The 22,100-nt window shown below is 33.6% G+C and carries 26 protein-coding genes and 1 tRNA gene; 9 read left to right on the top strand and 18 right to left on the bottom strand.

All coding sequences use genetic code 11. From position 1 onward, the window contains the following. Nucleotides 1-21: 21 nt before the first annotated feature. Together J3495_RS14600 and J3495_RS14595 are read left to right on the top strand one after the other, a co-directional pair. Nucleotides 22-771, top strand: a complete 750-nt coding sequence (locus J3495_RS14600; RefSeq protein WP_210667274.1) for an MlaE family ABC transporter permease — start codon at nt 22-24, stop codon at nt 769-771. Next, nucleotides 768-1,529, top strand: coding sequence for an ABC transporter ATP-binding protein (locus tag J3495_RS14595; RefSeq protein WP_210667273.1), 762 nt, complete (start codon nt 768-770; stop codon nt 1,527-1,529). Before J3495_RS14600 ends, J3495_RS14595 begins: the two co-directional genes overlap by 4 nt. A 97-nt stretch (nt 1,530-1,626) precedes the next feature. On the opposite strand, the gene J3495_RS14590 is transcribed toward J3495_RS14595, so the two are convergent. From J3495_RS14590 to J3495_RS14535, 12 genes are all read right to left on the bottom strand, one after another. Beyond that, nucleotides 1,627-2,229, bottom strand: coding sequence for a SprT-like domain-containing protein (locus J3495_RS14590; RefSeq protein WP_210667272.1), 603 nt, complete (start codon nt 2,227-2,229; stop codon nt 1,627-1,629). 60 nt (nt 2,230-2,289) lie between these two features. Further along, complete coding sequence (locus tag J3495_RS14585; RefSeq protein ID WP_210667271.1) at nt 2,290-2,967, bottom strand: SDR family NAD(P)-dependent oxidoreductase; 678 nt, start codon at nt 2,965-2,967, stop codon at nt 2,290-2,292. A gap of 35 nt (nt 2,968-3,002) precedes the next feature. Continuing rightward, nucleotides 3,003-3,959, bottom strand: coding sequence for a M20/M25/M40 family metallo-hydrolase (locus J3495_RS14580; protein WP_210667270.1), 957 nt, complete (start codon nt 3,957-3,959; stop codon nt 3,003-3,005). Nucleotides 3,960-3,983: 24 nt separating this feature from the next. Beyond that, a complete protein-coding gene (locus J3495_RS14575) occupies nt 3,984-4,640 on the bottom strand; it encodes a hypothetical protein (RefSeq protein WP_210667269.1) in 657 nt (218 codons plus the stop codon). A gap of 5 nt (nt 4,641-4,645) precedes the next feature. Beyond that, complete coding sequence (locus J3495_RS14570; protein WP_210667268.1) at nt 4,646-5,680, bottom strand: ATP-grasp domain-containing protein; 1,035 nt, start codon at nt 5,678-5,680, stop codon at nt 4,646-4,648. An 11-nt stretch (nt 5,681-5,691) separates the two neighbouring features. After that, the gene (locus J3495_RS14565) at nt 5,692-6,402 is read right to left on the bottom strand and encodes an NRDE family protein (RefSeq protein ID WP_210667267.1); all 711 of its coding nucleotides are present in this window, start codon (nt 6,400-6,402) and stop codon (nt 5,692-5,694) included. Next, entirely contained in the window at nt 6,390-6,878 is a 489-nt protein-coding gene (locus J3495_RS14560) for a DinB family protein (RefSeq protein ID WP_210667266.1), read from the bottom strand. The genes J3495_RS14565 and J3495_RS14560 overlap by 13 nt, the downstream gene beginning before the upstream one ends. Beyond that, nucleotides 6,868-7,269 carry a DoxX family membrane protein gene (locus J3495_RS14555; RefSeq protein ID WP_317192643.1) on the bottom strand — a complete coding sequence of 134 codons (402 nt, stop codon included), beginning with the start codon at nt 7,267-7,269 and terminating at the stop codon, nt 6,868-6,870. Before J3495_RS14555 ends, J3495_RS14560 begins: the two co-directional genes overlap by 11 nt. 1 nt (nt 7,270) lies before the next feature. Further along, the gene (locus tag J3495_RS14550) at nt 7,271-7,729 is read right to left on the bottom strand and encodes a YHS domain-containing (seleno)protein (RefSeq protein ID WP_210667265.1); all 459 of its coding nucleotides are present in this window, start codon (nt 7,727-7,729) and stop codon (nt 7,271-7,273) included. A 6-nt stretch (nt 7,730-7,735) separates the two neighbouring features. Then, nucleotides 7,736-8,332, bottom strand: coding sequence for a peroxiredoxin-like family protein (locus J3495_RS14545; protein WP_210667264.1), 597 nt, complete (start codon nt 8,330-8,332; stop codon nt 7,736-7,738). A gap of 79 nt (nt 8,333-8,411) precedes the next feature. After that, the gene (locus tag J3495_RS14540; RefSeq protein WP_210667263.1) at nt 8,412-9,095 is read right to left on the bottom strand and encodes a Crp/Fnr family transcriptional regulator; all 684 of its coding nucleotides are present in this window, start codon (nt 9,093-9,095) and stop codon (nt 8,412-8,414) included. Nucleotides 9,096-9,203: 108 nt separating this feature from the next. Beyond that, nucleotides 9,204-10,346: an acyl-CoA dehydrogenase family protein gene (locus tag J3495_RS14535; RefSeq protein ID WP_210667262.1), complete on the bottom strand. Its 1,143-nt coding sequence runs from the start codon at nt 10,344-10,346 to the stop codon at nt 9,204-9,206. 435 nt (nt 10,347-10,781) lie between these two features. On the opposite strand from J3495_RS14535, the gene J3495_RS14530 reads away from it, so the two are divergent. From J3495_RS14530 to J3495_RS14520, 3 genes are all read left to right on the top strand, one after another. Beyond that, complete coding sequence (locus tag J3495_RS14530) at nt 10,782-11,369, top strand: chalcone isomerase family protein (protein ID WP_210667261.1); 588 nt, start codon at nt 10,782-10,784, stop codon at nt 11,367-11,369. Between the two features lie 90 nt (nt 11,370-11,459). Beyond that, the gene (locus J3495_RS14525) at nt 11,460-12,686 is read left to right on the top strand and encodes a Glu/Leu/Phe/Val dehydrogenase dimerization domain-containing protein (protein ID WP_210667260.1); all 1,227 of its coding nucleotides are present in this window, start codon (nt 11,460-11,462) and stop codon (nt 12,684-12,686) included. A gap of 374 nt (nt 12,687-13,060) precedes the next feature. Further along, nucleotides 13,061-13,915 (top strand): energy transducer TonB, encoded by an 855-nt coding sequence (locus J3495_RS14520; RefSeq protein ID WP_210667318.1) that lies wholly within the window; start codon nt 13,061-13,063, stop codon nt 13,913-13,915. A gap of 189 nt (nt 13,916-14,104) precedes the next feature. Here J3495_RS14520 and J3495_RS14515 read toward each other — a convergent pair whose 3' ends face one another. Both J3495_RS14515 and J3495_RS14510 read right to left on the bottom strand, forming a co-directional pair. Continuing rightward, a complete protein-coding gene (locus tag J3495_RS14515) occupies nt 14,105-14,500 on the bottom strand; it encodes an ExbD/TolR family protein (RefSeq protein WP_210667259.1) in 396 nt (131 codons plus the stop codon). Between the two features lie 3 nt (nt 14,501-14,503). Further along, nucleotides 14,504-15,199 (bottom strand): MotA/TolQ/ExbB proton channel family protein, encoded by a 696-nt coding sequence (locus J3495_RS14510; RefSeq protein ID WP_210667258.1) that lies wholly within the window; start codon nt 15,197-15,199, stop codon nt 14,504-14,506. 131 nt (nt 15,200-15,330) lie between these two features. Between J3495_RS14510 and J3495_RS14505 the strand changes: the two genes are divergently transcribed. The 3 genes from J3495_RS14505 to J3495_RS14495 all read left to right on the top strand — a co-directional run bounded on the left by J3495_RS14505 (nt 15,331) and on the right by J3495_RS14495 (nt 18,478). Then, on the top strand, nt 15,331-16,554 hold the full coding sequence (locus J3495_RS14505) for a bifunctional folylpolyglutamate synthase/dihydrofolate synthase (RefSeq protein WP_210667257.1): 1,224 nt from the start codon (nt 15,331-15,333) through the stop codon (nt 16,552-16,554). 171 nt (nt 16,555-16,725) lie between these two features. Beyond that, nucleotides 16,726-16,803 (top strand) — tRNA-Val (locus J3495_RS14500). A gap of 475 nt (nt 16,804-17,278) precedes the next feature. Then, nucleotides 17,279-18,478, top strand: coding sequence for an outer membrane protein assembly factor BamB family protein (locus J3495_RS14495; protein WP_210667256.1), 1,200 nt, complete (start codon nt 17,279-17,281; stop codon nt 18,476-18,478). Between the two features lie 297 nt (nt 18,479-18,775). On the opposite strand, the gene lpxA is transcribed toward J3495_RS14495, so the two are convergent. Next, complete coding sequence (gene lpxA, locus J3495_RS14490; RefSeq protein WP_210667255.1) at nt 18,776-19,549, bottom strand: acyl-ACP--UDP-N-acetylglucosamine O-acyltransferase; 774 nt, start codon at nt 19,547-19,549, stop codon at nt 18,776-18,778. Between the two features lie 59 nt (nt 19,550-19,608). After that, complete coding sequence (locus tag J3495_RS14485; RefSeq protein WP_236025474.1) at nt 19,609-20,133, bottom strand: Crp/Fnr family transcriptional regulator; 525 nt, start codon at nt 20,131-20,133, stop codon at nt 19,609-19,611. Between the two features lie 180 nt (nt 20,134-20,313). Between J3495_RS14485 and J3495_RS19550 the strand changes: the two genes are divergently transcribed. Continuing rightward, nucleotides 20,314-20,406 carry a hypothetical protein gene (locus tag J3495_RS19550; RefSeq protein WP_449536207.1) on the top strand — a complete coding sequence of 31 codons (93 nt, stop codon included), beginning with the start codon at nt 20,314-20,316 and terminating at the stop codon, nt 20,404-20,406. A 278-nt stretch (nt 20,407-20,684) separates the two neighbouring features. On the opposite strand, the gene J3495_RS14475 is transcribed toward J3495_RS19550, so the two are convergent. Then, entirely contained in the window at nt 20,685-21,536 is an 852-nt protein-coding gene (locus tag J3495_RS14475; RefSeq protein WP_210667253.1) for an IS3 family transposase, read from the bottom strand. 14 nt (nt 21,537-21,550) lie between these two features. After that, nucleotides 21,551-21,931: a helix-turn-helix domain-containing protein gene (locus J3495_RS14470; RefSeq protein ID WP_210667252.1), complete on the bottom strand. Its 381-nt coding sequence runs from the start codon at nt 21,929-21,931 to the stop codon at nt 21,551-21,553. Between the last annotated feature and the right edge of the window lie 169 nt (nt 21,932-22,100).

The raw sequence follows: 22,100 nt of genomic DNA, 5'->3' as shown, positions 1-22,100 counted from the left end.
TTAGCCAATATTTGTAAAACTATGATGCTCATTCGTTACTTATCTCAAATAGGAAGATATTTTTTAATGCTCAAGGAAATTTTCAATAAACAGACCAAATGGTCCGTTATGCGACAATTAATTTTCAAAGAAATCGATGATTTGATTATCGACTCTCTGGGTATCGTTTGTTTTATTTCTTTCTTCGTAGGAGGAGTTGTAGCAATTCAAACAGCATTAAACCTTACCAATCCTTTAATTCCAAAATATTTAATTGGTTTTGCCACACGCCAATCGGTGATTCTAGAATTTGCGCCTACTTTTATATCGGTTATTATGGCCGGAAAAATGGGTTCATTTATCACCTCTAGTATTGGCACGATGCGCGTTACAGAGCAAATTGATGCGCTCGAAGTAATGGGTGTCAACTCGCTTAATTACTTGGTTTTTCCAAAAATTATTGCTTTGTTTTTGTATCCCTTTGTAATAGGAATCAGTATGTTTTTAGGTATTTTTGGTGGTTGGCTTGCTGGTGTTTACGGTGGTTTTACGACCAGTGTAGAATTTATCAACGGAGCACAAATGGAGTTTATTCCTTTTCATATTGTATACGCTTTTATCAAAACCTTAATTTTTGCAATGTTATTGGCAACCATCCCTTCTTTTCATGGTTATTATATGAAAGGTGGCGCACTTGAAGTAGGAAAGGCAAGTACGGTTTCGTTTGTTTGGACCTCTGTTTGCATCATTCTTTTTAATTATATACTAACACAATTGCTACTAGGATCATGATAGAAGTAAAAAATTTAGAAAAATCGTTTGGCGACAGTAGAGTTCTAAAAGGAGTTTCGACAGTTTTTGAAACTGGAAAAACCAACCTTATTATCGGTCAAAGTGGCTCTGGAAAAACAGTTTTGCTAAAAAGCTTATTAGGAATTCACTCGCCAGATGTTGGTACTATTTCGTTTGATGGACGTATCTATTCTGAATTAGACTCAGACGAAAAACGAGAATTACGAACCGAAATTGGGATGGTTTTTCAGGGAAGTGCTTTATTCGATTCGATGACAGTTGAAGAAAATGTCGCTTTTCCTCTTAAAATGTTCACCCACGACAACAGAGCAAAAATTAAAGAACGCGTAGATTTTGTTCTTGAAAGAGTCAATCTTATTGATGCACATAAAAAATTACCGTCGGAAATTTCAGGAGGTATGCAAAAACGTGTAGCCATTGCCCGTGCGATTGTCAACAACCCAAAATATTTGTTTTGTGACGAACCTAACTCAGGTTTAGATCCAAATACCTCAACTATAATTGATAATTTGATTAAAGAAATCACGGAAGAATACAATATTACCACCGTCATAAATACACATGATATGAACTCGGTGATGGAAATCGGAGAAAATATTTTGTTTCTAAAAAAAGGAGTAAAAGCCTGGCAGGGAACTAAAGAAGAAATTTTTAGAACCGATAATGAAGCCATCGTAAAATTTGTTTATTCCTCTAATTTATTCAAAAAAGTAAGAGAAGCCTATTTGAAAGAATAATTTTTTTTAAAATATAAAAATCCAAATTCTAACCGCATCGCGATATAGAATTTGGATTTTTTATTAGAATATCTTTTTTAAATTGAATTTATAAAAACTAATGATTCGGTAAAAGTTCTACCTCAGCATTTGGATTAAAAAGATACGTTTTACCAGAACTAATTTCTAAACATTCAAATCGTTTGGTACGTACCGCTATTTTTTTAAAAATTTTCCCGTTTTTAATTCTAAAAATACTTCCGTACGGAATTTCAAAAACATAATTTTTATCATTATCCTGATCGTATTGCTTCAAAGCGAGAGACAGGGTTGTATCTGTATCACTACTTGCAGTTGGGCTCTTAAAATGCCTCGCTAAAAGCGGCAACAACTGTCCTGGAAAAATCTCGGGACGAATAAACGGTACCATGATCCGTTGAAACGTATATTTCCACTCATTTCCGTGAGGTTTTATATTTCGACCAAATTTTTCGAAAGCCACCAAATGTGCGATCTCATGAATCAATGTAATCAAAAAACGATATTTATTTAAACTTGAGTTCACTGTAATTTCATGTTTACCCGTATGCCCGCGCCTGTAATCGCCATGACGCGTTTGGCGTTCATTTACGATTTTTAGGTGCACCTGATTGGCTACAATCAAATCAAAAACAGGCTTTACTGCGTGTTCAGGTAAATATTTGGCTAAAGTATCGCTCAATTTTTTAGTTAAAAGTTATTTGTGAGAGGTTAAAAGTTTTTTTCTAAAATTGAAATTTATCTATGGATTCGTAGAAGAAACTTCCAATACTTTTCCGTTAAAATATTTATTTCCGTTAAGCGTAAAATCATAAACATAATTAGCCATTCCTTGAGCAGAAATAGGCGCTTGATAACCCGGAAAAGCATCTTCCAACATTTCAGTCTGAACAGCACCCAAGGCCAGAACGTTAAATGCAATTCCTTGCTCTTTGTATTCTTCTGCTAATAATTCAGAAAGAGTAATCACCGCTCCTTTGCTAGAGCTATAAGCTGCTAAACCAGGAAATTTAAGACTTCCTCTCACGCCACCAATAGAACTAATGGTGACTACGTGACTTCCTTTTTGAAGGTACGGTAAACAAATTCTGGTAAGATTTGCAACTGCAAAAACATTCACTTTGTAAATACTTTCAAAATCTGCCTGAGTCGTTTCAGCAAAAGGTTTTAGTAATAAGGCGCCGGCATTATGAACAACGGCATCTACTTTTTTCCAAGTTTTAGAAAGAAAATCATCCACAACTGCCAGAGCAGATTCGTCTGATAAATCAATAGATAGGCACGTAATGTTTTCGTTTTCTAGAAGTGCCTGAGGTATTTTTCTCGAAATAGCCAAAACCTGATGACCCGCATTTGCAAATTGCAATGCTAATTCGTATCCAATTCCTCTACTTGTTCCTGTAACAATAATATTTTTCATGCAGCAAAAATAAGCAAATCCCTTAAAAAGAGCGACTATTTGGTCATGGTAATTTCTTCTGTTGGTGTCGTTGCCATTTGTGTTATCGCAGGCAATAATTCTTGTATAAAATGGGTCATGTGCGGAATATCCATTGCTTTGAAGTCGTCTGAAACATGATGATAAAATTCGAAATTCTCAAAATCGAAAGTACTTATCGATTGACAAGGTTTTTTGAAAACATCGTAAAAAGAAAAATTATCAGAGCGATAAAACAATTCATATTCGGCTTCTTTTGGCAAAAACCCAATTGTCTTTTTACCCGTGTATTCGTTTATTTTACCGGCCATATTCGACTTATCAAAACCTGTTATATACGCCAGATAATCTCTTTTCATGGGCACACCTATCATTTCGATATTAAGTTGTGCGTATAAATTAAAATTTTTCGCTTTCAGTTTTTGGACTAAACTTTGAGAACCTAATAAACCTTTTTCTTCACCAGCAAAAAAAGCAAAAAGAATGCTTCGTTTATTCGATTTTGTTTTGCTAAAATATTTTGCCATTTCGGCAACGGCTGTAACACCCGAAGCATCGTCATTAGCTCCGTTGTTTATAATATCGCCTTGCTTGTTTTTCTCAAGTCCGATATGATCGTAGTGCGCACTTAAAACTATAAACTCTTTTTTAAGTTTAGGATCAGTTCCTTCTAAATACCCAACAATATTATAAGCAGGCGCATCAAAGTTTGAAAGGGTATCGCGGTAAGAAGCAAAATACGGCTTTATATTATTATTTTTTAAAAACAGTTCTAAAAACACAGCTGCTTTTTCTATTCCGGCAGTTCCGGTTTCGCGACCTTCTAATTCATCTGATGAAAGATATTTTAAGGTTGCAGCTACATCTTCTTCTTTTACTTTGTGGGTAAAAGCTTCAGATTTTTGAGCTTGAACAGTTAAATTTGAGAAACAGATTAAGAAAACAAACGAAAGTAAAAAGCATGACTTTTTCATGAAAAAATGAATTAGATTTAGAAGTCAGCCTTCTAAAACAGACGGTTTGAAATATTTTTTATACACTTTAAACACCTGAACACTTCCTAAAACAATAAAAAATAGTGGAATAAAAACAGGCATTACATACTTTGAAAAAGATGTGTACTTTTGAAAAAATGTTTGCAAAACAACAATCAAGCTTAACATTCCTAAAAAAACACCCATCAAAGTTCCTGCAAGATAATAATATTTTAATTTATTTTCGATAGCTATGTACTTTCCGTTAATGAGATATAAATTCCAGCTCGTCCAGAAAGGAACTTGCAGAAAATTAATGCAATTTAAAATTACCCCTATTATAAAAGGCGAAAACATTAAATATTGATTGGAATTGAATGTGGAATTTGGCGTTTGACGGGCATTCGAATAAAAAAAATAAGCCAGAACAAACATAAAAACAATGGCAAATAAGTCAATTACCTTCATTAATTTTTTATTGTTCACTAATTTTTTTGCAAACATTAATGTAAAATAAATTACGAAAGCTTCTATAAAAACAACCCCAAATAAAAATAGTGTCAAATTATTAAAACCTGATTTTGAGTAAATTTCAAGACCAACCACGTTTAAATAACCCAACGGAATAGACCCGAGGAAACTCACTAAAAATCCAATGGCTATATTTTTTACCTTTTTCAAAAAATTCAAAAATTTAAAATTTTATTGTTTTGAGCCAAGTGCAAGCGATATTGATGCATTCCAACTTTATGTGTCAAATAAGGAAATCCTCTTTTATGGTTGGCTACACTAATCTCGTACATGTATGTAATGTGGCGCGCCAACTCTTTCCAGGCAAACCAAACAGAGTGTTTTGGATCGTAAATATGAGTGGGTTCACTGGCAGCACCATTAAGTTCTACTATTTGAAAATTTTCACCACGTTCTAATTCTTCGATAGAATTGTACATAATATCAAATCTTCCAAAATAAAATTCAGGAATCTGAGCAGAAACTTCGTTGATTGTCTGTGTTAATTTTTCAGAAATCAAATTGCTCGCATCCAGAAACTTCGCTCCTCTGGCATGATTACCAAAAGGAACGAGATTTATTTCCTCCTCTTTAGTCAGAACCCTTTTTAAGCCATCACCATATTCTTCCTGCAAATTATCCCATTGCAACATAAATCGTGGCGTCTTCCTAATCAAATCTTCTATCGATGAAACTCCATCACCTTTGACAATCAAGAATTCTTTGGCTACAATTCCTGTTATTCTTCCTTCTTTTTCATGCGGATGACGTACATAAAAAATACCCACTTCGTTTTGATACGGAATTAAATCCTGTACCAGAAAATCAAAATTTGCTTTTTCAACATATATTTTCAACTCAGAAATGGTCTTGATTTTCTTAACTCCCGAACCACGCAAACCAATATCTGGCTTTACTATTAGCGGAAAACAAATTTCTTGTTCAACTACTTTATTTACAATTTGAGACAAATCTGTTTGTTCTCGTATCAAGATTGTTTTGGGATAATATTTCTTGGGTAACAAATCGTAAATTGCTTTTTTGCTTTCCATCATAAAGCCTCCGTTTTTTATAGTTGGATTGGAAGCATTAAAGAAAAAAATCGACTTTGCTCTGATGGCATAATACCCCCAGAGAAAATAAATAGGAAAATACAAGACCTGAAACGGCCAATACTCCCAATTGGTAATTTTATGAAAAAATAATTTCATCCTTATTGTTTTTAAATACTGATAAACGAAGTATAAAATTCTTCGTGGCTTTGTAAATCATGATACCCAATTACGCCTTTATTTTTTCTGATGATCGTCTGCGTGATACTAAGCGTTTTCATCTGATTGTTTCTGTTGATAACCAATCCGTTTTCTGAATTATTTTCCTCCGTGTACCGATGAAAATCTAACATTTCCAGAGCAGAAATTTCACTTTTGGTTTCTAAAAAATCATAAAACCAGTTCTTTCTTTCTTTTCGAATTGCCTCTGGATACAAAGTCACCGACGACCAAATATGATTTTTGGTTACCTCGAGCAAATTGGTTTGTTTGCTGATGCCATTCCAAATGAGTTCGTGTAATTTTTTATTTTGATATAAAACCAGCGTAAAAGGTTCGATATTCTGCAAATCAATTTCCTTCCAGAATTCCTTTGGAGATTCGTGGCTTATCATGTCGAGCACTATCAATCCTCTGCTTTTTCGGTAAGGCAATTGTACTTCATGTTTTTCTAAAGCACCATTGAGTAACACCAAAATTGTTCCTTCTGCATCTACTGCAAACCAGGTTCCTCCTGCTTTTTTATCTTTTGGAAAAATAATATTCTTTCCGTTTTTGACATAATTTCTGGGCGGAATTGCACTTGGTCGCAGCACCTTTTCATCACGATTTGATGTAATAATGATTTCTTTATCGGTATTGATAAAACTTACTGTACACATTGTTTTCTATATTCTATTGTTGAGCCTGCAACGCCAAAATTTTCATCTATCAACACATTTTCACACTGTAAAACAGCCACTTTTATCAAAGCCTGATGGTGAATGCAATGCTCTAAATTGTACAATAACTCTCTGTAATAATTACTTTGAATACGCAGATTCAATCCGTCAATTATTTGTTCTAGGTAGATGATTTTGTTATCGGGTTTCAGTCCGTTTTTTATTTCCAAAATCGTTTGTATTGCAAATGCCGTATCGGTTTGAATACGTTTACTGCGTTCTCTGTTGTCATAATTCAGAATACCCAGTTCGTAACTATTTTCAAGACATTGAAACATTTCAAGAATATGCCGTGTATGCTCCCCAATACTGGCGTTGCTTAATGCCGGGCAGGAATTTGAATATTCGTTTTCAGACAACTGATTCAGTAAACCAGTTAATTTGTCTAAACTGCGGTGTATCGATTTAATTAACATATTTATTTAGTTTTAAAACGTTCAAAAATTTCTCTTTATCCAAATAAAGCAAAGCCAAACAAGACAATAATACCAGAACAGCAAGCAAAAACAGAAGGCCACCGTCATTCTGAACGGTTATTCCCAGAACAAATAAGTGTGATAAAATAGCTCCACTCATTACCGCGATTCCACCCAAAGCTCCCAGCCATGTTGTTCTTGGAATTACTAACAAAATCGAAACAATCGCTTCTGCAATTCCAGAACCAATTCTTCCGTAAGGTTCGATTCCGAGAGTCGAAAAAATATAAATACTTTCTTCGGCTCCACTAAATTTAAAGTACAACGTTTGCAATAAAATTACGGCTGTAAAAAACCTTAAAATCCATTGTAATATTATTTTTTTCATCATTCTAATTATAGATTTTCTTCCAATTTAAGTCTGCTTTCAACCTGAGATTTGTTTCGTCTTTATTCCAGCTTTTCAATGTGTTACTGAAATAAGCATTGTAAAACAAATACAATTTACCATCTATAATTTTGAAAGTTTCCGGATTAATCTCTACTTTCTCACCAGAACTTCCCAAAGCGTACGCACACCATCCACCATATTGAGGTTCGTATTTTGAAGGATTTTTTAAGAACACATCTTTATTTTCGCTTGACGAAAATTGATAAATAACTCCCTGATAAGAAACGCTCACTTCTTTTTTTCCTTTAATTGCTTTTGCTTGTTTAAAATAAGCTACCGGATCGTAACCCTGAATCGCTACTTTTTTTTCTAAATTATACTGACTAATCCGTTTTGAATCGTTTTGAGCAAATGTTGCAACAGAGATTAAAAACCATACAAAAACTAGTAACTTTTTCATGTTATGTTATTTTAAGGTTTTCAAAACGGCGATTAACAGCTCTGTTGTAATTCTATGTTTAAAGTCGGGAGTTATAAATTCGAACTCGATTTCATTATCTGTATTCAAAACAAAAATCGATGGAACTGGCAAAAACTCCTTGTTTTCTCCTTTAGAATTTACGTTAATTATTGATTTATAGTTTTCCGGAGCTTCAAAAGAAATCCCCACAGCCTTTGCCAATTCGCCTCTCGAATCCGAAAGTAAAGTATATTTTATCTTATCTTTTTCCTCGGTAAGCTTCAGATTTTCGGGAGCATCAGGACTTATCGCAATAATTTGATATCCCAAACCAAGAATTTGCTCTTCGGCCTCAGCCAAAGCAGACAAATGCATGTTGCAGTAAGGACACCAGCCGCCGCGATAAAAAACGAGAACTGTTTTTTTCTTTTTTAATAACGATTTAATTGGCACCGTTACATTATCAGATGATTTTAGAATAACATCGGGTATTTTTTCTCCTATTAATAACGGAGCGATTTCGGTCGCCGATTTCGGAAGTATGCTTTGCGCATTTGCAAACGAAGCAATTGTTGTTAAGACAACACAAATTATCTTTTTCATAGTTTTATATTTTTACTTTACAAAACTACTTCAGCATCACAAAACCAAATGTCGGCTAATTTACAGTTCGACCAAAATATCATAATTTAGTGATATCCTGAATCAAAATCTCCTTGCGATTGTAGATCAAAATTTGGTTGGCCTCCATCTCATTTAGCAATTGTGTCGCAGTTTGTCGGGACGTACAAATAATTTGAGCAATATCATTTTGGGTTAAATAATTTAAAATCTTAACCGAGTTATCATCACTATTATGCACCCCTTCGCTAGCCGCCCAATCCTTTAGAAACTGATACAATCGTGTTTTGGCATCTTTAGAAATAAGATTGCTGTAACTATTTTTGATGCGCTTCATTTTCAGACCTACAAACTTGGTGTACGACAAAGCCAGTGTGGGATTTTTGAGTAATAAATCTTCAAAATCAGACATTAGAAAACTACAAATAGACACGTCATCCGACAAGACTTTGGCGTATTCTTCTACTTTTTCGTCTGTTTCTAAAGTGAGTTCGCCAAACAAATCTCCTTTCTGGATAATGTCTTTTATGGTTTCGTTACCATCTTCATCGACAGCGACAATTTTAATATTTCCTTTTTTAAGTAAAAAAATACGAGGCACATCCGAAGATGAAAAATAAATAATCTCTCCTTTTGAAGCTGTTTTAAAACCGGTAATAATGCACAATTGCCTGATCTGAGAAAAGCTTAATGTTCTAAATAATTTGTGGTCGCGCAGGTACCAATATTTTAAATCTTCGTACATAGGAAGTTGCTTTAGGTAAATGTAACTAATTTTAACGAAAAAATAAAAACCCTTTTGAAGCCAAAAAATAGCTAGAAAAGGGTTTTAAAATTTTATGTAGAAAGAAAATTATCCTGCAATCACAGCTCGTGAAATTACAATTTTCTGAATTTCTGAAGTTCCTTCGTAAATCTGAGTAATTTTGGCATCGCGCATAAAACGCTCTACGTGATATTCTTTTACGTAACCATTTCCTCCGTGTATTTGTACAGCTTCTACCGCTGTATCCATAGCTACCTGAGAGGCAAATAATTTTGCCATTGCACCACTTACATCATAGTTATTGTGTTGATCTTTGTCCCAAGCGGCCTTCATACAAAGATGACGAGCTGCCTCAATATTTACCGCCATATCTGCCAATTTGAAAGCGATAGCCTGATGGTTACAAATTTCTGTTCCAAAGGCTTTACGTTCTTTAGAATATTTCAAAGCCAACTCATAAGCACCAGAAGCAATCCCTAAAGCTTGAGCTGCAATACCAATACGACCGCCGGCAAGTGTTTTCATGGCAAATTTAAAACCAAAACCGTCTTCACCAATTCTGTTTTCCTTTGGTACTTTTACATCATTAAACATCAAAGAATGTGTGTCTGAACCACGAATACCCATTTTTTGTTCTTTAGGCCCAACAGAAAAACCAGGCATATCTTTGGTCATAATCAAAGCATTGATTCCTTTATGTTTTTTTTCAGCATGCGTTTGTGCAATAACCAAATAAACAGAGGCAGTATTACCGTTGGTGATCCAGTTTTTTGTTCCGTTTACCAAATAATGATCCCCCATATCAATGGCCGTTGTTTTTTGCGAAGTCGCATCGCTTCCGGCTTCGGGCTCACTCAAACAAAAAGCACCGTGAATTTCTCCTGAAGCCAAACCTGGCAAATATTTTTGTTTTTGTTCTTCTGTACCAAATTCCTGTAATCCCCAGCAAACCAATGAATTGTTTACCGACATCACCACAGAGGCAGAAGCATCTACTTTAGAGATTTCTTCCATGGCAATTACATACGAAATAGTATCTAAACCGCTTCCTCCATATTTAGGATCAACCATCATTCCCATGAAACCTAATTGTCCCATTTTTTTTATTTGTTCCGCTGGAAAAATTTGTTTTTCATCGCGCTCTATGACACCTTCTAATAATTCGTTTTGAGCAAAATCTCTTGCTGCTTGCTGAATCATCAAATGTTCTTCGGTTAGATTAAAATTCATATTGTATGTTTTTGGTTTTTTATTTTATCGAAGCCTCTTTTTTTTGAATAAAGGCTTCCAAAGATAAATTTTAAATACGAATTAACAATGCGTGCATACAATTTTAAGATATTATCCTTAATCACGATAACGTTTTCGTGATTCTGTTGAATTTTCAACTATCGAAAATGAAATTTCCAGCATTTTCTTCAAATTTTAAGAGTAAAATTATCAAACAAAAATAAAATTTAAAAAATAAGCAAATTATTATAATCTCAAAAAAACCAAAAAGCAAAAAACTGCGTATATGTAGATAAAAAAACTCCTACTATTTTGATTATGAATATCCTACAAATAAAAGAAATAGCAATTCATTATAAAAAAATATTAACTTTAAATAGCCAAAAATTATAAATTACATTATTTTTGCCAAAAAAAATAAATTATTGACAACGTATGAAAAAGATTTTATTAGTATTAGCATTCATTTTTAGTTCACAATTTTCGACAGTCTCAGCACAAACTAAATTAGAAGTAGGCGGAGTTACTGTACCAAGAACTATTGATTTTAAGGGAAAGACCCTGACCTTAAATGGTGTTGGAGAACGCTCTAAAATGTTTACAGAATTATATGTACAAGCTTTATATTTATCACAATTGACTCAGGATGCGAATCTTATTTTGGAAAGTGATATCGAGATGGCTATCCGAATTCAGATAACATCATCACTTGTTACATCAAAAAAGCTATCAAAAGCATTGGCAAAAGGAATGGAAAAGTCTGTTGGGGAAGTTGGAATTCTAAAATTAACTAAGGAAGTACAAGAATTAGAAAACTTAATAGGTAGAGAAATTACGAAAGCAGGAGACAGTTTTAACTTAATTTACAATCCTTTGGACAGATCATTATGGATTTATAAAAATGATAAATACGAAGGTAAAATTGAAAGTTTCGAATTTAAAAAAGCATTTTTTGGTATTTGGCTTTCAGAAAACCCAGTAGACAAAGATTTAAAAAATGAATTGTTAGGTAAAAACAACTAATTTAAAAACCATTTTCAGATTTCTGCATCAATAGAGTATTCGCATTAATCAATTCTATATATTTGCTAAAAATAAACATATCTCAACAAAATGAAAGATTTATTACAGCAATTTGAAAATAAAGCACCTGAAATTGTTTTTAACTGGAAAGATTCTGAAACAGAAGCTGAAGGATGGACAGTGATTAACTCACTTCGCGGAGGAGCCGCTGGTGGAGGAACCAGAATGAGAAAAGGCTTAGATATGAACGAAGTTTTGTCTCTGGCAAAAACGATGGAAGTGAAATTTTCTGTTTCTGGACCTGCGATTGGAGGTGCCAAATCTGGAATTAATTTTGATCCAAACGATCCTCGTAAAAAAGGTGTTTTGCAACGTTGGTACAAAGCCGTTTCTCCTTTGTTAAAAAGTTACTACGGAACAGGCGGAGATTTAAATGTTGATGAAATTCATGAGGTAATTCCGATGACAGAAGAATGTGGCGTTTGGCATCCTCAAGAAGGTGTTTTCAACGGGCATTTTAGACCCACAGAAGCCGACAAAATCAATAGAATAGGACAATTGCGTCAGGGTGTTATAAAAGTGATCGAAAACCCAAAATTCTCGCCGGATGTTACACAAAAATACACCGTTGCCGATATGATTACTGGTTTTGGTGTTGCCGAAGCTGTTCGCCATTTTTATGCTACTTACGGTGGTGATATAAAAGGCAAAAAAGCAATCGTGCAAGGTTTTGGTAATGTGGGTTCTGCAGCTGCTTTTTACCTGGCCGATATGGGTGCAAAAGTAATCGGAATTATTGACCGCGATGGCGGATTGATAAATGAAGAAGGTTTTTCTTTTGAAGAAATCAGAACTTTATTTTTAAACAAAGACGGAAACAAATTGGTAGCCGATAATATGATTCCGTTTGAGGAAATCAATGCTAAAATCTGGACAATTGGCGCAGAAATTTTCACGCCTTGTGCGGCTTCAAGATTGGTAACACAAAATCAGATTGATGGTTTAATTGCTAACGGATTGGAAGTTATTTCCTGTGGGGCAAATGTGCCTTTTGCTGATAAAGAAATTTTCTTTGGCTCTATCATGGAACAAGTTGACAGCAAAGTAAGTTTGATTCCGGATTTTATTTCGAACTGCGGAATGGCGAGAGTTTTTGCTTATTTTATGGAGAAAAAAGTACAAATGACCGATGAAGCTATTTTTCATGATACTTCAGAAATCATCAAAAATGCGATTGTAAAAGCACATGCTTTGAATCCATCAAAAACAAATATCAGCGCAACAGCATTTGAAATTGCGTTGAAACAATTAGTGTAATTTTTTTTACTCTATTCTAAACGGGCTAAATTTATTTAGCTCGTTTTTTTTTCAATTAGGTTTTGGAATATTCCAAGTTTTGTGTATAAATTTTCATACTGATTTAAATGGATTGAACCAGCTTTGTACAGATACTTTTTAAAAGATAAGAGAAAAAATATGCTCAATCTGTAGAATCTGCGTGCTAAAAACTACTTCCATAAAATTAAGACACGCCTTTGATTCTAAACAATTTTTAGTACTTTTAAACGTTGTAACAACATATTAATAAATTACAAATAATGGGTGCTGTATCAAGAACTGTTTGGGCTTTAGAAATACTTTTTGGATTTATCCTAAAATCATCTTTATCAGACAAGAAGAAATCTCTAATTATGTCAACTATTATCTTCGGTATGTTACTTTTACTTATGTTCCTGTTGCGCTTTTGGCCTCCATATAATCCCGAAAACAACGTAGCTCTTGCTGCTGGAGGCGGCGGCGGCGGGGTAACAATTAATTTTGGTGATAGCGACTTAGGTTCTGGTGCCAATTATAAAAGTGAAGTTTTGGATGTAAAAAACGAAGCCAAACCTACTCCCGCAAAAGCAACTCCGGATGAAGCCATTCTATCACAGGAAACAGCTACAGAAGAAAGTGTGGTAATTCCGGTAAAAGAAAAACCTAAAAAAAATACTCCAGTCGTTAAACCAGAAGCAAAACCCGTTCCTCAGAAACCAAAAGTTTCTAATTCTACCAACGATGCCTTATCCAGTATTTTAAAAGGATCAAACAAAGGCGGTGACGGCGATGATAAAGCAGCTGGAAACAAAGGAAAAGCAACCGGAAGTCTAGGATCTAATGGTTATTATGGTACAGGTGGCTCAGGTGGCGGAACCGGAGGAGGCAACGGAACCGGAAATGGTATTGGTACAGGAAGCGGTTACGGAGCCGGAAGTGGCGGAGGTTCAGGTGGCGGCTCAGGATATTCTTTAGGAAACCGAAAAGCACTTTCTAAACCTGCCCCAAAATATACTTGTGATGAAGCCGGAAAAGTTGTTGTAGAAGTAACTGTTGATCAAAACGGAAGAACGATTAGTGCGACTCCTGGAATAAAAGGAACCACAAATACAGCAAGTTGCCTACTTGAACAGGCGAAAATTGCCGCAATGAATACCAAATGGTCACCTGATAGTAATGCCGCTGCAAAACAAGTTGGGAAAATTGTTTATAATTTTAGTTTGAACTAAAAAATATAAAGCGACTAATAAAAAAGGCTTTCTGAAATAGTTCAGAAAGCCTTTTTTATATAGATTTTATTAATGGAGTCTTTGCGAGGAACGAAGCAATCTCCTTAACAAAAGAAATCTATGTTAACTCCCTCCTCTATATGAGATTGCTTCGTTCCTCGCAAAGACACAAAATGCAAGTAATTATAATTACTTCGGACTCGTAGCAATTACAAACTTTAGATTGTTCTTCACACCAATTTGCAGCACATCTACTAAATCCTGTACTTGCAGATTAAACGGAATTCTTACTACAACTGTTTGCTCTTTATTGTCGCCAATTTTTGACATTAACGTAGTTTCAAGATTTTCGAAGTCAACAGCTTCTTTGTCAATGTAGAATTTTTTATCTTCTGTAACAGATAAACTGATCAGTTGTTTGTTGGTTTTTTCGTTGGCTTTTGCTTTTGGCAAAGTCATTTTGATTACATTAGGATTTGCAAGTGTTGAAATAATTAAGAAAAACAACAACAAGAAAAACATAATATCGCTCAAGGATGAAGTCGCCACTTCGGCATGAAACCTTCTTTTTCTTTTGATAGACATACCTTATGCTCTTTGAATTATATTCACAAATTCTAATATTTGCTTCTGAATTTTTAAAGCAAAATCATCAATTTTACCGTTTAATAAGTGGTAGGCACTGTAGGCTATAATTCCGACAATAAGTCCTGCACCACTACTAATCATTTTTTCGTACAAACCTCCCGAAATATTTCCAATACTGATATTTTCTGTAATCGAGATGCTGTAAAAGATTTTGATAACCCCAGAAATAGTACCAACAAAACCAAGAGTTGGTGCAATCCCCGCGATCAGTCCAAGATGGCCTAAACGTCTTTCCATTTCACCAATTTCAATATCGGCGGCACGATCCATATTCGACTCAATTTCAGCAATCGGCCTTCCAATAACCAAAACACCTTCTTTCAAAATTTTTCCAGCCGCAGTATCGCTTCTTTCAACAATTGTTCTCGCCAATTCTATATTACCAGAATTTAATTTATCTCCAACATCCTGCATCAATCTGGCATCAATTTTAGAAGCTTTACTAATGTATAAGTAACGCTCTATAATGACATAAAAAGTATAAAACAATAAAATCGCAATTGGAATAAGAAAAAAACCTCCTTTTAAGATAAATCCTAAAACAGAAATCTCTGTATTGGGAGCAATTTTTTCGATAACTACATTAGAAGCGGCGTTTGCAATGGTATCAGTTTGTAATTGAATGAGGCTAAACATATTTTAATTCGTGTTTTTAATAATTAATTCTAAAAAATATTTCAATTTTGCACTAAAGATAATTTTCGCTGTAATATAAAACTAAAAAAATCGAAAATTATTTCAATCAAGAACCATTTTATCCAAAATAAATGAACTATCAAGAAACCACCAACTGGATGTTTAATCAGTTGCCAATGTACCAATTGCAGGGCGCTTCTGCGTACAAAGAAGATTTAACCAACATCAAATTGTTGGCGACACATCTTGATAATCCACAAAATAAGTTAAAATGCATTCATGTCGCAGGAACTAACGGCAAAGGTTCTACATCGCACATGCTGGCTTCGGTTTTGCAAGAAGCCGGATTTAAAGTAGGGTTGTATACTTCGCCGCATCTTAAAGACTTTCGCGAAAGAATTAAAATTAACGGAGAAGAAATCTCCGAAGATTTTGTTTGTAGTTTCATTGCGCAACATAAAGATTTTTTTGAAGCAAATGATTTGAGTTTTTTCGAGATGTCGGTTGGCTTGGCCTTTGATTATTTTGTAGCAGAAAAAGTAGACATTGCTGTTATCGAAGTAGGTCTTGGCGGAAGATTGGACGCTACCAACATTATCACGCCATTAGTTTCTGTGATTACCAACATCGATTTGGATCACACCCAATTTTTAGGAAACACGCTGGCAGCAATTGCTGGTGAAAAAGCAGGAATTATAAAACCAAATGTTCCTGTTGTTATTGGAGAATATACTACAGAAACACAGCCTGTATTTTTGGCTAAAGCCGAGGCAAACAAAGCCCCTATTTATTTTGCTTCAGATCTTATTACCACAGTTCTTCCGTCAGATCTATTAGGTGATTATCAATTTCATAATAAAAAAACAGTTCAGCAAACTGTTGCAGTTTTAAATTCACAAAAAGAATTTAAAATTTCAGACGAAAATCTAAAATCTGGTTTATCGAAAGTCGTAAAAAATACTGGATTGCAAGGAAGATGGCAGCAATTGGGCGAAGATCCAAAAATAATTTGCGACACCGCACATAACAAACACGGCTTAGCCATTGTGATGTCTCAGATTGAGAACGAAATTTTCGAAAACCTGCATATTGTTTTAGGAGTCGTAAATGATAAAGATTTAGAAGCTATTTTACCGCTTTTTCCTAAAAAAGCATGTTATTATTTCTGCAAACCCGATTCTGCAAGGGGTTTAGACACACAAATTCTGCAAGAAGCAGCAATAAAACATCAATTAATTGGAAAAAAATATAGTTCTGTTTCAGCAGCTTTTCTAGAAGCGAAGAAAAATGCAATCCAAAACGATTTTATTTATGTTGGCGGAAGCACCTTTGTGGTTGCAGAATTACCTTTGTGATAGATTTTCTTTTAAAAGCAAAAAACTCGCAAGTCATAATAAATTCAGCACCAGCAAGATATAAATATTCGTAAAAAAAGTTTAAATTTTTAATGAATTTCCTTTGCACAACTGAAAAACTAGCGTATATTTGCACACGCAATCATCAAATGATAGCAACCTAATAAAACAGGGCGATTAGCTCAGCTGGTTCAGAGCACCTCGTTTACACCGAGGGGGTCGGGGGTTCGAACCCCTCATCGCCCACCAAAAAACTCCTTAAGAAATTAAGGAGTTTTTTTTGTGCTTTCTTGTAATTCACTGTTGCGAGGACAGATTGAAATTTCTTTTTTACCAATTCTTTTTTTTGCATCCAAATTCAAAACACAAAGAACTTATAACTTCTAAAACGCTCTAATAATTTTTCATTATATTTGATCCAGACATTGGCTTTTTTATTGACTTCAATATCCTGAATTTGTATATTTTGAACTATACTTAATCCATCTCTTTAACAATAAATAATTATATTTTCATTCCAAATAATTCTAACAAAGAGTTAAATGTAATAACATTATTAAGTCTATTGATATAAAAAAAGATCTTTATCAGAAAAAACTAATGTGAATATGGCAACAGTATAATCAAAAAAGTTACAACAAAAGATGCTTCTCTCCGTTACTTTGAAAGAACAATTTCATAGAAGTAAAAAAAGAAATCAAATTTTAAAACCAAAATTTTAAAAATGAAACAAAAACTAATAACTATTTTACTTGTATTTACAGTTATAACTATTTTTGGGCAAACGCCAACCACTTCAATACCCGACAAAACCAATTATTCTAACAATACCGTTTTAACCGTAAGTGATATGGTCACTAATAAATCCATAAATCCGCTTAAAAAAGTGCCGTTAGATACCGCATTAATTTTGATTTATGACTACGATGGATCTCTGTTTTCTTTTGATTTAGAATCGGAACAAATTAGCTGGACTGTAAAAGCTACAGATGCCTACACTGAAATGTGCGCCAATAAAGTTACACTCCATGATGGAGTCATATACGTCCCATTTATTAACGGTGAAATTTTTGCAATTGACAACCAAACCGGTGCTGTTTTTTGGAAATCCAGATTAGGCAATAGTACAGATCAAATTGTACTAAAGGATCAGATTCCTGTCATAAATGATGGGAAACTGTTTATAACTGCTCAAAATCAAAATATTTACGCCCTCAATATAAAAGACGGTAGTTTACTTTGGAATTATAAACTAGATTCGACAAATAACGATATTCCGGTTCTGTTTTTTGATAATAAAATTTTTGCTCAAAGCGGATCTAATTTCTATAGTTTTGATGCAAATACAGGAAAACTTCTTTACCAAAAAACTTTTGAGGAACCTATACACGGAAAACCTGTAACAGACGGCGAAAATATATTTATAGCCAATGAAAAAGATATTGTTTTTGCTTTAAGTCCGAATACACCAGATATACTATGGCAATTTAAATTAGATGAAAATCAATTTAATATCAAAGAGCGTATCTTTTGTAAAGACAAAAAACTATATTTTGCAGCACAAGGTTCAGAAGTTTCTTCTGTATATGCTGTTGATTCAAAAACAGGAACCCGAATATGGAAAACAGATTTTAAAGAGGATAATATCGAATACATTATTGAAGAAAGTGATAATATTTTTGGATATACCCGTAAGGGAAAACTTTTTCAATTAGACATTACTAATGGCGAAATAGCACTTGAAACAAAACTAACAACAATGCCTATTTCAAACCTCGAATTTCCAGATGATGATTCTTTGTTTTACTATTCTGATGCTGCATTAATTCAATTTGATTTTAAAACAAAAGACGAAAACGAAGTTTATCTCCGAACCTCCATCAAAGATAATGTCTATAGCGCTTATGTAAAAATAATTCGATAATAAGAGAAGAAATCTTCAATTATTAAACTTGATAGCTTTTTATCTATTCTTCAACTTTTTTATTCAACCATAAGTATTACAGACTTTTAAGTAGATCAATAAAACTGCATAAAGGTCTATTTTTTATGACTGACCCTATAGTAAGCTAGTTTTTTAAGCGAATAAAAGAAATATTAGTACTACAATAGATTAAATTTTTTCAAATTGAAAGACAAGTATCTCTCTGAAGTTATTCTATTGATTATTTTTCAAATGATTTATTAATTATTTTTAACAACCCTCCAAAAACTTCAAATTCTATTCTTTCGAGCCTTTCACAATTCCACGCACTGATTTCCTAATAAAATCTATAATAATGTCTCGCTCTAAAAATGGCTCAAAATTGTTTTCTATAAACTCCAAAGCAAGAGTCGTGTTTTTATTTTTTTGAAAAACAATACGATAAATCTCTTTCAACTCGTTTATTTTTTCAGGCTTAAAACCTCTTCTTTTCAAGCCAACCCTATTCAGTCCAACATAGGTCAATGGTTCACGACCAACCAATACATAGGGAGGAACATCTTTTACCACCCGACTCATACCGCCAATCATACTGTGTATACCAAGAACAGAAAATTGATGAATAGCGGCCAAACCACCAATATTTACCCAATCATCAATAACAACCTCACCTGCTATACCTAGGCCAAAACCTACTATGCAATTATTTCCAATAAGGCAATCATGCCCAATATGAGCATTTCCCATAATAAGATTATTATTTCCTATCTCCGTTTTGCCTTTGGACAATGTGCCTTTATTAACAGTAACAGATTCGCGAATAATATTGTCGTTTCCTATTATTAATAAAGTTGGTTCGTTATTATACTTCAAATCTTGCGGATTTCCTCCCAAAACTGCTCCAGAATGAATTTGACAACGTTCCCCTATACTTGTACCATTTAGAATGCTAACATTATTCCCAATCCAAGTATTGTCACCAATTACAACTTCATTTTCAATTGTCACAAAATTACCAATTTGTACATTCTTTCCGATCCTGGCTTTTTTTCCCACTATACTAACTTTCACAATTACTAAATTTAAATACAAAAGTGGGGAAAATAATTTTTTGTTTTATTGACCTAAAGTCAAATAATTGAAGTTCTAATCCTGCTTAGAGTTTCAGGACTAACGCCAATTAAGGATGCGATATGTTTTAACTTGGCTCGTTTAATAATTTCTGGAAATGATTTGAGAAGAAATATATATTTTTCATGAGCACTCATCAATCTAAAATTATGATGAAATTCATTTATTTTAGAAAGATACATTCTAAGTTGTTTAACATGAAATTTTGAAAACAAAGGATATTCTAGCAAAATCTGTTCATCTGCATAAGACAACGAATACACAATCGTGTCCTCACAAGCTTGGAAAATTTCAAACGAAGGTCGTTGCTCAAAAAAACTACTTAATGAAGTAATAAACTGATGATCTGTATAAATCCATTTTGTAACCTCCATTCCATCCTCTAAACAAAATCTGCGAACCACACCAGATTGAATAAAATAAACATTAGTGCAGATTAAACCTTCCTTGATAATGAATTCATTCTTCTTAAATCTCTTTTCTACAAAATAACTACGAACAGCCAGTTCAGTTTCATTATCCAATTTTTGTAAAGAGTTAATAAAGGATAACAATTCGGTCATATACAATTTCTTTATCACAAAAGTATCAAATCATTTCAACCCAGATAACATTTCCTAAACAAGTTGTCCTCATTTTATTGAAGTTTTTTTCGTCTTGATCCTGAAAAAGTAGATCAATCCGGGTTTAAGTCTTTCGGTACAATCTCTCGTACCATTATGAATCATTATCAAACCATATTAAATTATTTTGACAACAGAAGTACTAATGCTTCTGCAAGAATCATTCAATGCTAAAATAAAAGCATTCAGACCAAAATTCAGAGGTGTTAGATAACCAAAGACTTCCGTATTTACTATTTATGGCGTTTCCCTATGGGTCAGGCTGTCCGCTATATCTTTTGCGAAGGGAGGTTTTGGTTATGACAGAGTATGAATGATCGCAAAAGGATGCCGCTTCCATCCTTAACGCACTTTTAAGAATCCCTACAATTTTTGGTATTGATTTATTAAATTTTGAGATTTTTTTGTCTCGTCCTAAAAAAGTGACACATATTATTAGATAAAATTAAATATTAAACAGTAGTAAAAACGTTTTTACTACTGTTTTTTGTTTTATAGATTCTCATCTTAGTTTTGTTTTGAGAATGCATTTGGTTTGGCGTCAACATATAATTTGAATAAGAGGGTCTAATTTCATTATAAATAGTAACTGATTCTTTGATAATTTGATTTGTTATTTTTGCTCCTTGATTGTATTTGTCAATGTTAAATTCTTGTTTTAAAATTCCATTTATTCTTTCTGCAATAGCATTTTCATAAGGATCTGAATTTTGTGTCATACTGCATGAGAGCTTGTTTTTAATAAGTTCTTCTTGATATTCATTGGCACAATATTGAATTCCTCTATCCGAATGATGTATCAATTGTAAATGAGAATACTTTCTTTGTTTAAGAGCCATTTTTAAAGCCATTATACTACTTCGGGTATTTAAATTGTTAGCCACAAAGTAGCCCATTATCTTCTTTGAATACGCATCAGTAACTAAACTTAAATAACAAGGGTTGTCTCTTTTTCCAATGTATGTAATATCAGATACCCATACTTGTTCTGGTCTGTTTATTTCTAAATCTAAAATTAGATTTTCGTGTTTTCTAAAGCGATGATGTGAGTTGGTTGTTATCTGATAAGACCGTTTGGGTTGTATTAACAAATGATTAGCTCTTAGTATATCGAAGAATTTATCCCTTCCTATTTTCATTAATTGGAGTTGCTCCCCCAAAAGATAATATAGTTTTCTAGTGCCTATTCTAGGCATTGTTTTTCGCAAAGAATCAACCAACAAAACAACCTGTTCTGCTTTGTCTTGTTTAACTATTTTTCTTCGAATTCTTCGATAATAAACCTGTCTGTCTATCCCGAACAAATAACAGGTAAATGCTATTGTTTGTTGCTCTTTTGTTTTGAAATAATCGATTGTTCGGGTACAGAGTTTTTTCGGATATCGATTTGATATTCTTTTTCTGCTAAATCAATCATCATGTCAAACAAGATAGCTTTTTTGTCTGCAACAAAAGCCTGTCGCTCCAAGAATGCCTTTTGTTTCTCTAAAAGCTTGACCTGGACTTCAAGCTCCATAATCTTTTGTTCGGGTGTTTTTTCCATCTTTAAAGGAATTTGGTTCTCCCAATCAAAGTTACCAAATTTTCGCAACCATTGTACAACTGTCTTTCTACATTGGATACCGTAATTCTTTGTTGCCTGAGTAACGGTAAGCTGTCCTTGTTCTATTTCTTGAACGATTTCTAATTTTAAAGACATGCTGTAGTCCTTTTGCGTACGTTTTAAATAACGTCTTTCTTGGGATCAACACATATTGTTGTGGGGAAATATTAAAATCTAGATATTTGTATTTTCAAATTATACCCTAATGCAAGATTCTTTTATCGATATCCTTAAGTTGTTACTGCCTGAGATACTAGTAGACTAC

The sequence above is a fragment of the Flavobacterium geliluteum genome (genome assembly GCF_017948595.1).
Lineage (GTDB): Bacteria > Bacteroidota > Bacteroidia > Flavobacteriales > Flavobacteriaceae > Flavobacterium > Flavobacterium flavipigmentatum.
The sequence above is the reverse complement of the archived record's forward strand: the minus strand, read 5'-3'. Positions and strand labels throughout refer to the sequence as shown.

Coding starts and splice junctions, on each gene's coding strand:
- J3495_RS14600 (WP_210667274.1), top strand. CDS start 22: ATGATGCTCATTCGTTACTTATCTCAAATAGGAAGATATTTTTTAATG.
- J3495_RS14595 (WP_210667273.1), top strand. CDS start 768: ATGATAGAAGTAAAAAATTTAGAAAAATCGTTTGGCGACAGTAGAGTT.
- J3495_RS14585 (WP_210667271.1), bottom strand. CDS start 2,967: ATGAAAAATATTATTGTTACAGGAACAAGTAGAGGAATTGGATACGAA.
- J3495_RS14580 (WP_210667270.1), bottom strand. CDS start 3,959: ATGAAAAAGTCATGCTTTTTACTTTCGTTTGTTTTCTTAATCTGTTTC.
- J3495_RS14570 (WP_210667268.1), bottom strand. CDS start 5,680: ATGAAATTATTTTTTCATAAAATTACCAATTGGGAGTATTGGCCGTTT.
- J3495_RS14565 (WP_210667267.1), bottom strand. CDS start 6,402: ATGTGTACAGTAAGTTTTATCAATACCGATAAAGAAATCATTATTACA.
- J3495_RS14560 (WP_210667266.1), bottom strand. CDS start 6,878: ATGTTAATTAAATCGATACACCGCAGTTTAGACAAATTAACTGGTTTA.
- J3495_RS14555 (WP_317192643.1), bottom strand. CDS start 7,269: ATGATGAAAAAAATAATATTACAATGGATTTTAAGGTTTTTTACAGCC.
- J3495_RS14550 (WP_210667265.1), bottom strand. CDS start 7,729: ATGAAAAAGTTACTAGTTTTTGTATGGTTTTTAATCTCTGTTGCAACA.
- J3495_RS14545 (WP_210667264.1), bottom strand. CDS start 8,332: ATGAAAAAGATAATTTGTGTTGTCTTAACAACAATTGCTTCGTTTGCA.
- J3495_RS14540 (WP_210667263.1), bottom strand. CDS start 9,095: ATGTACGAAGATTTAAAATATTGGTACCTGCGCGACCACAAATTATTT.
- J3495_RS14535 (WP_210667262.1), bottom strand. CDS start 10,346: ATGAATTTTAATCTAACCGAAGAACATTTGATGATTCAGCAAGCAGCA.
- J3495_RS14530 (WP_210667261.1), top strand. CDS start 10,782: ATGAAAAAGATTTTATTAGTATTAGCATTCATTTTTAGTTCACAATTT.
- J3495_RS14525 (WP_210667260.1), top strand. CDS start 11,460: ATGAAAGATTTATTACAGCAATTTGAAAATAAAGCACCTGAAATTGTT.
- J3495_RS14520 (WP_210667318.1), top strand. CDS start 13,061: ATGTCAACTATTATCTTCGGTATGTTACTTTTACTTATGTTCCTGTTG.
- J3495_RS14515 (WP_210667259.1), bottom strand. CDS start 14,500: ATGTCTATCAAAAGAAAAAGAAGGTTTCATGCCGAAGTGGCGACTTCA.
- J3495_RS14510 (WP_210667258.1), bottom strand. CDS start 15,199: ATGTTTAGCCTCATTCAATTACAAACTGATACCATTGCAAACGCCGCT.
- J3495_RS14505 (WP_210667257.1), top strand. CDS start 15,331: ATGAACTATCAAGAAACCACCAACTGGATGTTTAATCAGTTGCCAATG.
- J3495_RS14495 (WP_210667256.1), top strand. CDS start 17,279: ATGAAACAAAAACTAATAACTATTTTACTTGTATTTACAGTTATAACT.
- J3495_RS14470 (WP_210667252.1), bottom strand. CDS start 21,931: ATGTCTTTAAAATTAGAAATCGTTCAAGAAATAGAACAAGGACAGCTT.